We start from the raw sequence: 12791 nt of genomic DNA on the forward strand, positions 1-12791 counted from the left end.
GACTATGACCCCCTCCGGGGAGATCGTCTCCCACGCTGTCACAGATCGTTTCCCCACCGTGCGAAGCCGGCCGAGCCTGCGGAAGAGGTGCCCCGGCCACCAACTCGCCGAGGGTGCAAGCAAGTTTCGTCGGTACCCCCAACCCGCCCGGGCACCCGCTCACCCACTCACCGCATCCCGCCACGCCGCCTCCCTCAGCAACCGCAGCCCGTTGAGGCCCACAAGGACGGTCGACCCCTCATGCCCCGCGACGCCGAGCGGCAGCGGCAGCGTGCCGATCAGGTCCCAGGCGACGAGGCCCGTGATGAACACCCCGGCGATCACCAGATTCTGCACGACCAGGCGTCCGGCGCGCCGGGACAGGGCGATCACGGCGGGCACGGTGGTGAGCTCGTCCCGCACGATCACCGCGTCCGCGGTCTCCAGCGCGAGGTCGGAACCCGCCCGGCCCATGGCCACGCCGGTGTGGGCGGCGGCCAGCGCCGGGGCGTCGTTGACCCCGTCCCCGACGACCATGACCTTGCGCCCGGCCGCCTCCAACTCCCTTACCGCGTCCAGTTTCTGCTGGGGAAGCAGCCCAGCCCGTACGTCCTCGATCCCGACCTCGGCGAGCCAGTCGGGCGGCGGCCCGCGGTTTGTCCCCGGTCAGCAACACCGGTGCGGTGCCGGTGAGTTCGGTGAGCGAGGGCGACGGTCGCGGCGGCACCAGGGCGCAGCCGGTCGGCGAGTCCGAGCACACCGACCGGTGCGTTGTCGGCCACGACAAGGATCGCCGTACGGCCGGACGCCTCAACCTCGTTGACCAGCAGCCGAGTTGCCGATCCATCCGGCGCCCCCCGCTCCGTCCAGCAGCCGTCCCGGCGCTCCCACGGCGACCCCGCGCCCGTCCACGGTCACCGTCACGCCCACTCCGGGCCTCGACTCGAAGTCCTCCGCCACGGACAGTGCGAGTCCACGCTCATGTGCCGCCTCCACCACGGCCCGGGCCAGCGGGTGTTCGCTCGGGTGCTCGGCCGCCGCCGCGAGTGCCAGCAGGGCGTCCTCGCCCAGGCCGGATCCGGGCAGCGACCGTACGTCCGTCACCCTCGGCGTGCCCTCGGTGAGCGTGCCGGTCTTGTCGAGGGCGACGGCGTCGACCTGCCCGAGGCGTTCCATCACCACCGCCGACTTGACCAGGACGCCATGCCGACCGGCGTTGGCGATGGCCGAGAGCAGCGGCGGCATGGTGGCGAGCACCACCGCGCAGGGCGAGGCCACGATCATGAAGGTCATGGCGCGCAGCAGGGCGTCGGCGAGGTCCGTTCCGAAGGCGAGCGGCAGGGCGAACACGGCGAGGGTCGCGGCGACCATTCCCAGCGAGTAGCACTGCTCGACCTTCTCGATGAACAGCTGTGTGGGCGCCTTGGTCTCGGACGCCTCCTCGACCATGCGGACGATCCGGGCGATCACCGAGTCGGAGGCATCGCGTTCGACCCGTACACGCAGGGCTCCGGTGCCGTTGAGGGTGCCGGCGAAGACCTCGTCGCCGGGTTCCTTCGGTGCGGGCAGCGGTTCGCCGGTGATGGTCGCCTGGTCGACCTCGCTCGCGCCGTCCAGTACGCGGCCGTCCGCGCCGACGCGTTCTCCGGGGCGTACGAGGATGGTGTCACCGACGGTCAACTCCTCTACAGGGACGGCGAGTTCGCGGCCATCGGTATCCAGCCGCGTCGCCGTTGCGGGGGCCAGGTCGAGGAGGCCGCGAACCGAGTCGGCAGTGCGGGCGGTGGCCAGGGCCTCCAGGGCGCCGGAGGTCGCGAAGATGACGATCAGCAGGGCGCCGTCCATGACCTGACCGATCGCGGCGGCGCCGAGCGCGGCGACGATCATCAGCAGGTCGACGTCGAGGGTCCGTTCCCGGAGTGCCTTCAGGCCTTCCCAGCCGGGCTCCCAGCCGCCGGTGACGTACGCCAGACCGTAGAGCGTGCCCCAGGTCCAGGCGGGTGCGCCGGTCAGCTGCAGGGGCAGTGCGAGCAGGAAGAGGACGGTCGCCGCGGTGGCCCAGCGGGCCTCGGGAAGCGCGAGGACGCGGGTGCGGCGGCGGGGTGCGGTCGGCGCGATGGGCGGCGGGGTCCGGGAGGGGGGCGTGGACGGGGGTGGGGAAGCGGCAAGAGTGACAGACACACAGAGCACAATACAGGAACACATGAACACTAATTCATTCGTTCATGTGCGATGAGTAAGATACGGCCATGGGTCATGGAGCCGTCGTCACCACGCAGGACGCCGCCGAGCGCGTACGTCTCGACGCGGACAATGTCGCAAAGGTGGCCACCACACTCCAGGCCCTGTCCACGCCGTCCCGCCTGCTGATCCTGGCCCGGCTGCGCGAAGGTACGCTTCCGGCGACCGAGTTGGCCGCCGAGGTGGGCATGAATCAGTCGGCGTGCTCGCATCAGCTTCGACTGCTGCGCAACCTGGGCCTGGTCGTCGGCGAGCGCCGGGGCCGTTCCGTGGTGTACGCGCTGCACGACCACCACGTCGCCGAACTCCTCGACCAGGCGGTCTACCACGTGGAGCATCTGCGGCTCGGCCTGAGCGACACGGACAGCGAGGCCGACACCGGCCCCCTGGGGTGACTCCACCGGCGAGCACAGCCCCCCTCCGGCAGGGAGACCGTCCGAAGGCCGGCCGCGGTTACCCTGACGGGATGATCGACAATCCTCCCCCTTGCCCGAAGTGCTCGTGCGAGTACACCTACGAGATGAACGCCCTTGTGGTGTGCCCGGAGTGCGGCCACGAATGGGCTCCGGCCATGAGCGGTGCCGACGGAAGTGACGTCGGCGGCGAGCGGATCGTCAAGGACGCTGTCGGCAATGTGCTGCGGGACGGCGACAGCGTGGTCGTCGTCAAGGCACTCAGGGTCAAGGGCAGCCCCTCGGGTATCAAAGCCGGGACCAAGGTGCGCAGCATCCGACTGGTCGACGGAGTGGACGGTCACGACATCGACTGCAGGATCGACGGCTTCGGGGCGATGCAGCTCAAGTCCGGAGTGGTCAAGAAGGCCTGATCCACGACTGGTGGACGGCGGCCGGCGGGACACCACCGCAGCTCTCGGATGCTGAATTGCATAATTTCGCAATTGGCTAGATGCTTGGTTTGCCAGGTCAGCAGACAGTCGTGTCCGGGACGGAGTGCCAGTCCGGGGAAAGAAGGTCCGGTCGTGTCCGTGAGCGGTTCGGTGATCAGCCGCGCATGGGGCACGGTGCGTTCCCTGCTGCCCGTGCGTGCCGACGTGGAGGCGATGACCCGCGATCCGCGCCGGGATCTCCTCGCCGGGCTGACCGTCGCGATCGTGGCGCTCCCCCTCGCGCTCGGTTTCGGAGTCTCCTCCGGCCTCGGCGCGGCGGCGGGACTGGCGACCGCGGTGGTCGCGGGCGCGCTGGCGGCGGTGTTCGGCGGATCGAACCTGCAGGTGTCGGGGCCGACCGGGGCGATGACCGTCGTCCTGGTGCCGATCGTCGCCCAGTACGGGCCCGGCGGTGTACTGACCGTCGGACTGCTGGCCGGGCTGCTGCTGATCGGCCTCGCCCTGGCCCGGGCCGGCAAGTACATGCGGTACGTGCCCGCCCCCGTGGTCGAGGGCTTCACGCTCGGCATCGCCTGCGTCATCGGACTCCAGCAGCTCCCGAACGCGCTGGGGGTGGCGGGGCCCGAGGGTGACAGGGTTCTCGTGGTCGCCTGGCGTGCCGTCGAGACCTTCGTCCGCCATCCCGACTGGACGGCGCCGGCACTGGCGGCGGGTGTCGCGGCGGTCATGCTGCTGGGTGCGCGGTGGCGGCCGACCGTTCCGTTCTCGATCGTCGGGGTGATCGTCGCCACGGTACTGGCGCAGCTCCTCCACCTGACGGCGGCCACTCCGATCGGGGATCTGCCCGCGGGGCTGCCCGCGCCCTCGCTGGCGTTCCTCGACCTGTCGTCGCTGTCCTCGCTGCTCGCTCCGGCCGTGGCGGTGGCGGCGCTGGCCGCACTGGAGTCGCTGCTGTCGGCGACCGTCGCGGACGGCATGACGGTAGGCCAGCGGCACGATCCGGACCGGGAACTGTTCGGGCAGGGCGTCGCCAACCTCGCCGCCCCGCTGTTCGGCGGCGTTCCGGCCACGGCCGCGATCGCACGGACCGCCGTCAACGTCCGTACGGGCGCCGGTTCCCGACTCGCCGCGCTCACCCACGCCGTGGTCCTCGCGGTGATCGTCTTCGCGGCGGCGCCACTGGTCTCGAAGATCCCGCTGGCCGCGCTGGCCGGTGTTCTGCTGGCCACCGCGATCCATATGGTCGAGGTCGGCTCGCTGCGGGCGATGGCCGGGGCGACACGCTCCGACGCGCTGATCCTGATCCTGACCGCCGTCGCGACTCTCGCCCTCGACCTGGTGTACGCGGTGATCATCGGCCTCATCGTCGCGGGCGCACTCGCTCTCCGGGCCGTGGCCAAGCAGGCCCGCCTGGACGAGGTGCCGCTGGACCGGGGCGACCACAGCGCCGAGGAACACGCCCTGCTGGCCGAGCACATCGTCGCCTATCGCATCGACGGGCCGCTGTTCTTCGCCGCCGCACACCGTTTCCTGCTGGAGCTGACCGAGGTGGCGGACGTACGGGTGGTGATCCTGCGGATGTCCCGGGTGTCGACCATGGACGCGACCGGTGCGCTGGTGCTGAAGGACGCGGTCCAGAAGCTGAACCGGCGCGGCATCGCCGTCATGTTCTCAGGCGTACGTGCCGGCCAGCGCCAAGTCCTCGACTCCGTGGGCCTGTTGGACCTGCTGCGGCTGGGGGGCCGCGAGTACGGCACCACTCCTGAGGCGATCCAGGGGGCGCGCGATCACCTGGAATCCTCCGGGGTCCTGTCTGCCGTGCCCGACCCGGAGACCAGTCCCAGGCCCACGCTCAAGGACGGGAACACCACCACGGCAGGGCCCACGGGCCACAGCGAGGAGGCGCCCCGATGAGCACCACACCCGCCGGGCTGCGGATGCTCGACGAGGTCCGGGCCGCAACCGGCACCGGCTGGACGGTGGCTGTCGCCGGGCCCGCCGAGGTGATCACCGACCCGAACGAGGCGGCGCGTCACCGACGTACGAGCACCAGCCGGACGTACGGCCCTCATGGGGCGACCGTGCGCGTCCGTCCCCGGACCGTCTCCGGGTTCCGGTCGGCCCGAGGGAGGGAGGGCTGATGTCCGGGCGACTCCCGAGGCAGCAGGCGGAGTGCAGGAACCAGACGCCGTCCAGACCCCGCGACGGTACGGCCGGGGTCCGTGCGACCCGGTTTCCCCGGCCGGATTCGGTCCGGCGGGCGTCGCGGGCGAGGATGAGCGCCATGGTGTTCATGAATGGGTGGGTGCGATGCGCCGAGGACCGGCCGGTGCGGGCGTACCGCTGTCCCGGGGAGGCGACGGCACGATGAGCACACCGCTCTACCAACTCAAGGCCGAGTTCTTCAAGACTCTCGGGCATCCGGCCCGTATCCGCGTCCTGGAACTGCTGAGCGAGCGTGAGCACGCGGTTGCCGAGATGCTGCCCGAGGTGGGCATCGAACCCGCGCATCTGTCGCAGCAACTGGCCGTGTTGCGCCGGGCCAACCTGGTCGTCACCCGCAAGGAGGGCTCGACCGTGTACTACTCGCTGACCAGCCCGCATGTGGCCGAACTGCTCCGGGTCGCGCGGATCATCCTGTCCGGTGTGCTGGCCGGACAGGCGGAACTGCTGGCCGACCTCCAGGCAGCGCAGGGGGAGGCGAAACCGGCGTCGTAGCATCGCGGCGGTGCCCGCGGTCGGTGGCCGTCTCCCGAGCCCGGAGTCTGACAGCGCTGCGCCGCAGGGAAGGGGGTTGCCTCTGTCCGCTGGTGGCTCGCCAGTTCGCCGTCCGGTCTCCTGTGTCGCCCAGGCCGACCGCAGAGGACGAAACCCCGGTCCCCTCAGCGTAGTTGCGCCGCGAAGGCCTCGTACGCCGTCTCGTCGAAGAGCACGAACCTCACCTCCGCAACGGCGGTTTCCGCTTCCCGCACGGTCGCCACCGCGATCCGCGCCGCGTCCTCCATCGGCCAGCGGTAGACGCCCGTGGAGATGGCGGGGAACGCGACCGTCCGCGCGCCCAGTTCGTCGGCGACGCGCAGGGACTCCCGGTAGCAGGAGGCCAGTTGCTCCGAACGGTCCTCCGCAGCAGCTCCGAACACAGGGCCCACCGTGTGGATCACCCAGCGCGCGTCCAGGTTGCCCGCGGTCGTGGCGACCGCCTTGCCGGTGGCCAAACCCTTGCCGTAGTGCGAGGCGCGCAGCGCCCGGCAGGCGGCGAGGATCTCGGGGCCGCCTCTGCGGTGGATCGCTCCGTCAACTCCTCCCCCGCCCAGGAGTGACGAGTTCGCCGCGTTGACGATCGCGTCGGCACTCTGTCGGGTGATGTCGCCCTTGACGCACGTGATGGCGGTCATGACTGTTTCAGCCTTCTCCAGACGGCCTTCGCGGCGTTGTGTCCCGACATTCCGTGCACGCCGGGTCCCGGTGGGGTGGCCGAGGAGCAGATGAAGACGGCCGGGTGCGGGGTGGCGTACGGGTACAGGGAGAGCCTGGGGCGCAGCATGAGCTGGAGGCCGCTGGCCGCGCCGGACCCGATGTCCCCGCCGACGTAGTTGGCGTTGCGGGCCGCGATTTTGGGCGGGCCGGCGGTGGCGCGGGCGAGGACCCGGTCGCGGAAACCGGGGGCGAAGCGCTCCAGCTGGCGCTCGATGGCGTCGGTGAGGTCGCCCGTCCAGCCGTTGGGGACATGTCCGTAGGCCCAGAAGACCTGCTTGCCCTCGGGTGCGCGGGCGGGGTCGACGACGCTCGGTTGCACGGTGATCAGGAAGGGGGTGTCGGGTGCCCGGCCCTCGCGGGAGGCGGCGCGCAGGGCGGTGCCGATCTCGGTGCTGTCCGCGCCGACCTGGACGGTGGTCGCCCGGTGGGCCTCCTTCGCCGTCCAGGGAACGGGGCCGTCCAGGGCATAGTCGATCTTGAAGACGCCGGCGCCGTAGCGATAGCGCTCGTAGTAGCCGCCGAAGCCCGCGATGCGGGCCAGTGCGGTGGGTGAGGTGTCGAAGACGTACGCACGCGCGGGTGGCAGGTCGTCCAGCCGCTTGACCTCGTAGTCGGTGTGGACGGTGCCGCCGAGGTCGGTCAGATACACCGTGAGCGCGTCGGAGATCGACTGGGAGCCGCCGCGGGCGACGGGCCAGCCGCGGGCGTGCGCGGCCAGGGCGAAGACCAGGCCCACGGCGCTGGTGGCGACCCCGCCCAGCGGGGCCATGACGTGGCCGACGAGGCCTGCGAACAGGGCCTTCGCCCGCTCGTCACGGAAGCGGCGCATCAGCCAGGTCGAGGGTGGCAGACCGGCCACTCCGAAGCGGGCGAGGGTGACCGGGTCGCGGGGCAGCGCGGTCAGGGGCAGGGACATGAAGTCGTGGGCCAGGGTGTCCCACCTGCTGAGGAACGGCTCCACCAGCCTGCGGTAGGCGCCCGCGTCACGCGGCCCGAAGGAGGCGGCCGTCTCTGCCACGGAACGGGACAGGACCGCGGCCGAGCCGTCCGGGAAGGGGTGCGCCATGGGCAGGTCGGCGTGCAGCCACTCCAGCCCGTACCTCGCCAGCGGCATCGCCCTGAACGCCGGGGAGTTGACGCCGAGGGGGTGCGCCGCCGAACACGGGTCGTGCCGGAAACCGGGGAGCGTCAGTTCCTCCGTACGGGCGCCGCCGCCGACGGTGCCGCGCGCCTCGAAGACGGCCACGGAGAATCCGCGCCTGGCCAGTTCCACGGCAGCCGTCAGCCCGTTGGGCCCCGCTCCCACCACGACCACATCGAGCATTGACGGCACCTTCGGACTCCTTTGTCAGCCGACGGCCACTTGAGATCAGGATATGCCGGGACACCGACACGGCCCGGCACGGGTAACCTCGGCCGGATGACGCGCCGCTTCCGCATCCAATCGCCCGGCGATGACGCCGACGACACCGCCTGGTACTGGTTCGAGGTCGAGGAGGACGGCTGGGTGCTGCGGCAGGCGGTGTTCGAGGCGGCACTGGAGGTCCCGCGTTCCTGCGAGCCCCTCCAGAACTCCGACGGCACCACCTCTGGCGGCGCCTCGATGGCCGCCGCACAGGCTCAACTGGCGCTGGTGCGCGAACGGTTCGGGCGCCTGGGCGTCCAGCTCTACCAGACCGTCTACGGGGCGTTCACCGAGGGCGCCGTGGAGGTACCGCCGGAGGCGGTGGACGTGACGGAGTCGGAGTTCGAGCGGGCGTGGTCCACAGCCCTGCGGCATCGGCACCTGAGCCACTACGACACCGGCCCGCTGCCGGAGGGCTCCCTGCTCACCGGGATGGTGTGCGCGCTGCCGTGGGGGCCGGGCCGGACGGGTCTGTTCGTCGACGTCAACCTGCCGGTCGACGCCTTCGTGGACATCGCCTGGCTGCCCTTCGACCCCGCGGACTGGCCGGTGGTCGGCACCGTGGCCGAGTTCGAGGTCGTCACCCTGCGGTTCAGCTCGGCCCGCCCGCAGATCAGGCTCCGCCCGACAGCAGTTCCGCCACCCGGCGAGCCGTGGCCGCATCGCGCGCCGCGGTGAACGGCAGCACGTTGCCGCCGGTTATCCGGAACGGCTCGCCCGCGCGGGTCAGATGGGCGCCACCCGCCTCCTCGACGAGGAGGATGCCCGCGGCGTGGTCCCAGGCGGCCTCCCAGGAGAACGCGGTGGCGTCCAACTCGCCCCGCGCGATGGCCAGATACTCCAGGCCTGCCGAACCGCAGGCACGCGGTCGGACGCCGTCCGTCCACAGTCCGAGGAGCGAGCGCTTCTGCTCGTCCGTCGTGTAGTCCGGGTGGGAGGTGGCCACTTGGAGGTCGCGGCCGGCCTCGGGCAGGCCCGCGTGCAGGCGCCTGCCGTCGAGGAAGGCGCCCTCTCCGCGGATCGCGGTGGCGAGCTGGTCGCGGGCCGGGGCGAACGTCCACGACGCGCGGACGACCCCACGGTGTGCGAGCGCGACGAGTGTGCAGAAGCCGGGGTCGCCGTGGACGAACTGCCGGGTGCCGTCCACGGGGTCGACGATCCAGACCGGCGCCTCGCCCTGTATCGCCTCGTACGAGGCGGGGTTGGCGTGCACGGCCTCCTCGCCGACCACGACGGAGCCGGGCAGCAGCTTGGGCAGCACCTCGGTGAGATACAGCTCGGCCTTGCGGTCGGCGTCCGTCACCAGGTCGTGCGGGCCACTCTTCTGGTCGACCTCGTGGGCGGCGAGCTGACGGAAGCGCGGCATGATCTCCGCGGCCGCCGCCTCGCGGACCGCTTCTTCGACGTCGGACGCGTACCGGGCGAGAAACTCTTCGATGGTTTCGTTGTCTTCGATCATGACCCCATGAGAGCACGCGCCACTGACAATCCCCACCCGCCCGGTGGACATGCGATGGAATCGGCCTGAACACCGGGATTCGGACATAGACGCAGATGTCCCGGACGCCTCAGGCGCCTCAGCGCCCCACCGCGTACCCCTGCATCCCCCGGGGATTCGCCGCCGCCGACAGCACTCCCGTCTCCGGGTCCCGCGCGACCGCGCACAGCCGGCCCTCGGACCAGTCGTCGCCGATCACCACGTCGTGCCCCCGGCGGCGCAGCTCCTCGACCACCGCGCCCGGCATTCGGGACTCCACGGTGACGCTGCCCGGGCGCATGCCACGCGGGTGGAAGGAGCCCGGGAAGCTGTCGTTGTGCCAGTTCGGGGCGTCGATCGCGCCCTGCAGGTCCAGGCCGCCGCGCGCCTTCGGGCGCAGGGCGACGGCGAGGAAGAAGTGCAGCTGCCACTGGTCCTGCTGGTCCCCGCCAGGCGTACCGAACGCCAGCACCGGCACTCCGTCGCGCAGCGCGATCGAGGGCGTGAGGGTGGTGCGGGGGCGGCGGCCCGGGGTGAGGGAGTTCGGCAGGCCCTCCTCCAGCCAGGTCATCTGGAGCCGGGTGCCGAGGGGAAAGCCCAGTTCGGGCACGACGGGGTTGGACTGGAGCCACCCGCCGCTGGGCGTGGCCGCGACCATGTTGCCCCAGCGGTCGACGACGCCGAGATGGCAGGTGTCGCCCCGGGTGAGGCCGTCGGCGGCGACGACGGGTTCGCCCGGCACGGTCGAGGTGGGCGGCTTGGCCACCGTGGGCTCACCGGCACCCGGAACGCCACCGGCCGCGACCGTCGGCTCCCCGGCCCCCAGGAGGCTGGATCCCGGCGCGCCCGTGGCCACCACGCGCGCGTGCGCGCACAGTCGCGGGGTGCGCCCGTTGGGGCTGCCGGGCCGCAGCTCGTACGATGCCTGGTCCCCGACAAGGGTCCGCCGGGCGGCGTTGTAGGTGTCGGACATCAGTTCGTCGAGCGGCACATCGGCTCCGCCGGACGCGTCCCCGTACCAGGCCTCCCGGTCCGCCATGGCGAGCTTGCAGCCCTCGATCACCAGGTGGACGTAGTCGGCGGACTCGTACGCGGGCAGCTCCGGAGGGAGGAGTGCGAGCTGCTGGAGGAGGACCGGGCCCTGGCTCCAGGGGCCGGCCTTGCAGAGGGTCCAGCCGTGCCAGTCGTACGTCGCCGGCGCCTCGTAGGTCGCGGACCAGGAGGCCAGGTCGGCGGCCGTCAGCGTGCCGGTGTGGTGCTCGCCGCTGGTGTCGAGGGTGGGCCGCGCGGACTGTCGCACGAGAGCCTCGGCGATGAAACCGGCACGCCACACCTCACGTGCCGCCTCGATCTGGGCGACGCGGTCCCCTGCCCCGGCGACCTCGGCCAGCAGGCGCTTCCAGGTGGCTGCGAGGGCGGGATTGCGGAACAGTTCGCCGGGCCGGGGCGCCTGTCCGCCGGGCAGGTACACGTCCGCGGACGAGGTCCACTCCGTCTCGAACAGCTCGCGCACGGTTTCGACGTTCGCGCCGACGTTCTCCACGGGCGCGTGCCCGTGTTCGGCGTACCCGATGGCGTACTGGAGAACGTCGGCGAGACGCTTGGTGCCGTGGTCGCGGAGCAGAAGCATCCAGGCGTCGAACGCGCCCGGAACGGCGGCGGCGAGGGGCCCGGTGCCGGGTACGAGATCGAGCCCCAGTCCCCGGTAGTGCTCGACCGTGGCCCCGGCGGGCGCGACGCCCTGCCCGCACAGCACCCGCACCTCGCCGCCTGCCGGGGCCAGGATGACCGGTACCTCACCGGCGGGCCCGTTGAGGTGCGGTTCGACGACATGCAGGACGAACCCCGCGGCGACGGCGGCGTCGTACGCGTTGCCGCCGTCCTCCAGCACGGCCATCGCCGACTGCGAGGCCAGCCAGTGCGTGGAGGACACCATCCCGAAGGTGCCCTGGAGCGTGGGTCGGGTGGTGAACACGGGCGACTCCTTCGCTGGGGCATACGATCCGTTGACTCCGGTGATCGTACGTACCCCGCGCCGCGCCCCCGGTACACCGCCGGCGCAGGCTCGCCCCTCTCCTCTCGGCTACGGCCGACGCCGTCCGGCCGTCAGCACGTGCCCGCACCGAGAAGCGCCGGTTCGGACTTGATGCGGCGGGTCGTGGACATGACGGTCTCGCGGCGTTCACGGGGCGTCCAGCCACTGCTCGGCCCCGCCCATGAGCCAGGCCACGCCCGCCAGCCCGTACTGACCTTCCGGGACGAGTCCGGCCTCGCTGAACTCGGCCGGGACCTCGGTCGGTTCGGCGCAGCAGGAGGTCGCGAACAGGCCCCCGTCGTCGGCGTGTCGTCCGGTGGCCGGCCTCGTCCGTATGGGCGCGATGCGCCGGATCACCGACGAGGACGTGGCGGCCTGGCGCACACCACGGCACACCGACGGCCAGCTGGTCCGGCTCACCACATATGTGGTTTTCGCCGCAGTTGATCTCATTGAAGGCGAATTGAGCGCTATCGACGCCGATTTGCGCATTCTGGCGGACAGTACGGACGGCCGACCGCGAAGGACAGTCATCGCACAGCCACGGAGCGAGTTCTTACTTCCGCCCCACAGGCAGTCATGTGACACTGGCGTCCCGTCCGGAGTGCGGACCCCCCTCCGCACCGTCCCCCACGAGAAGTGCGCCTTGAGCCTTCCTCTGCCGCTCGCACTCACCACCCGCCTGGCACCGGTCGCCGTGCTCGCCACGGCCGGCTGGGCTCTGTCCTCGGGGCCGCTCTCCGCGGCACCGGCCGACGACCACGAGTCGGCCACCAGGGGCGCGACCGCTTCGCCCACCGCGCCCTCCACGTCGGCGGCCACGAAGACGTTCACCGCCGCGCCCGCGCCCTGCTCGGCCGTTACCCCGGGGACGGTCAAGTCCCTTGTACCCGGCGCCAAGGCGGCCGGCAAGGAGATCCCCTCGACGGACGCGGCGGCGCGCCGCACCTGCTCCTGGAACGCGCTCAAGGAGTACGACTACCGCTGGCTCGACGTGTCGTTCGAGCTGTCCGACACGGACGCGGCGGCGGAGAAGACGTACAAGGCGCGCCTGACGGAGAAGAGCGGTGGCGGGGTGGTGCCGGGTCTCGGTGACGCCGCCTACTCCGTCGTGAACCTCACCACCGAGGACAAGCAGCAGACACGCGAGGGCGTGGTACTGGTCCGCGCGTCGAACGCGCTGGTGGTGATCACGTACAACGGCAGTGACTTCGAGTCGAAGAAGGCGCCCAGCACGGATGTGATCAACAAGGGTGCCATCAAGGCGGCCCGGGACGCGGTGGCAGCACTGGAGGGCGGCCGGTAGAACCGGCCGCCCTCCGTCACACGT

12 protein-coding genes and 1 pseudogene are annotated in these 12791 nt (G+C 71.6%); 7 read left to right on the top strand and 6 right to left on the bottom strand.

Going from position 1 to position 12791, the window contains the following annotated elements; translation table 11 throughout:
* Positions 1–159: 159 nt before the first annotated feature.
* Positions 160–2160 (bottom strand): annotated as a pseudogene (locus tag RB628_RS21065) (heavy metal translocating P-type ATPase).
* A 68-nt stretch (positions 2161–2228) separates the two neighbouring features.
* On the opposite strand from RB628_RS21065, the gene RB628_RS21070 reads away from it, so the two are divergent.
* The 5 genes from RB628_RS21070 (at position 2229) to RB628_RS21090 (ending at position 5785) form a co-directional block, all read left to right on the top strand.
* Positions 2229–2615 carry a metalloregulator ArsR/SmtB family transcription factor gene (locus RB628_RS21070; protein WP_318322053.1) on the top strand — a complete coding sequence of 129 codons (387 nt, stop codon included), beginning with the start codon at positions 2229–2231 and terminating at the stop codon, positions 2613–2615.
* Positions 2616–2686: 71 nt separating this feature from the next.
* Positions 2687–3046 carry a zinc ribbon domain-containing protein YjdM gene (locus RB628_RS21075; protein ID WP_318322054.1) on the top strand — a complete coding sequence of 120 codons (360 nt, stop codon included), beginning with the start codon at positions 2687–2689 and terminating at the stop codon, positions 3044–3046.
* 234 nt (positions 3047–3280) lie between these two features.
* The gene (locus RB628_RS21080; RefSeq protein ID WP_318322113.1) at positions 3281–4981 is read left to right on the top strand and encodes a SulP family inorganic anion transporter; all 1701 of its coding nucleotides are present in this window, start codon (positions 3281–3283) and stop codon (positions 4979–4981) included.
* A complete protein-coding gene (locus RB628_RS21085) occupies positions 4978–5208 on the top strand; it encodes a hypothetical protein (RefSeq protein ID WP_318322055.1) in 231 nt (76 codons plus the stop codon). Before RB628_RS21080 ends, RB628_RS21085 begins: the two co-directional genes overlap by 4 nt.
* Before the next feature lie 226 nt (positions 5209–5434).
* Positions 5435–5785: a metalloregulator ArsR/SmtB family transcription factor gene (locus RB628_RS21090; RefSeq protein ID WP_318322056.1), complete on the top strand. Its 351-nt coding sequence runs from the start codon at positions 5435–5437 to the stop codon at positions 5783–5785.
* A 164-nt stretch (positions 5786–5949) separates the two neighbouring features.
* Here RB628_RS21090 and RB628_RS21095 read toward each other — a convergent pair whose 3' ends face one another.
* Together RB628_RS21095 and RB628_RS21100 are read right to left on the bottom strand one after the other, a co-directional pair.
* Positions 5950–6462 (bottom strand): O-acetyl-ADP-ribose deacetylase, encoded by a 513-nt coding sequence (locus RB628_RS21095; RefSeq protein WP_318322057.1) that lies wholly within the window; start codon positions 6460–6462, stop codon positions 5950–5952.
* On the bottom strand, positions 6459–7868 hold the full coding sequence (locus RB628_RS21100; RefSeq protein ID WP_318322058.1) for an NAD(P)/FAD-dependent oxidoreductase: 1410 nt from the start codon (positions 7866–7868) through the stop codon (positions 6459–6461). The genes RB628_RS21095 and RB628_RS21100 overlap by 4 nt, the downstream gene beginning before the upstream one ends.
* Before the next feature lie 96 nt (positions 7869–7964).
* Here RB628_RS21100 and RB628_RS21105 point away from each other — a divergent pair, with 96 nt between their 5' ends.
* Positions 7965–8627, top strand: coding sequence for a hypothetical protein (locus RB628_RS21105; protein ID WP_318322059.1), 663 nt, complete (start codon positions 7965–7967; stop codon positions 8625–8627).
* Here RB628_RS21105 and RB628_RS21110 read toward each other — a convergent pair.
* The 3 genes from RB628_RS21110 to RB628_RS21120 all read right to left on the bottom strand — a co-directional run bounded on the left by RB628_RS21110 (position 8563) and on the right by RB628_RS21120 (position 11881).
* Entirely contained in the window at positions 8563–9408 is an 846-nt protein-coding gene (locus tag RB628_RS21110) for an inositol monophosphatase family protein (protein ID WP_318322060.1), read from the bottom strand. The genes RB628_RS21105 and RB628_RS21110 overlap by 65 nt on opposite strands.
* Before the next feature lie 118 nt (positions 9409–9526).
* Entirely contained in the window at positions 9527–11401 is a 1875-nt protein-coding gene (locus RB628_RS21115; protein WP_318322061.1) for a gamma-glutamyltransferase family protein, read from the bottom strand.
* Positions 11402–11608: 207 nt separating this feature from the next.
* Positions 11609–11881, bottom strand: a complete 273-nt coding sequence (locus tag RB628_RS21120; protein WP_318322062.1) for a hypothetical protein — start codon at positions 11879–11881, stop codon at positions 11609–11611.
* A gap of 226 nt (positions 11882–12107) precedes the next feature.
* Here RB628_RS21120 and RB628_RS21125 point away from each other — a divergent pair, with 226 nt between their 5' ends.
* The gene (locus tag RB628_RS21125; RefSeq protein WP_318322063.1) at positions 12108–12767 is read left to right on the top strand and encodes a hypothetical protein; all 660 of its coding nucleotides are present in this window, start codon (positions 12108–12110) and stop codon (positions 12765–12767) included.
* The last annotated feature ends 24 nt before the right edge of the window (positions 12768–12791 follow it).

The sequence above is a fragment of the Streptomyces sp. ADMS genome (assembly GCF_033441795.1).
GTDB lineage: Bacteria > Actinomycetota > Actinomycetes > Streptomycetales > Streptomycetaceae > Streptomyces.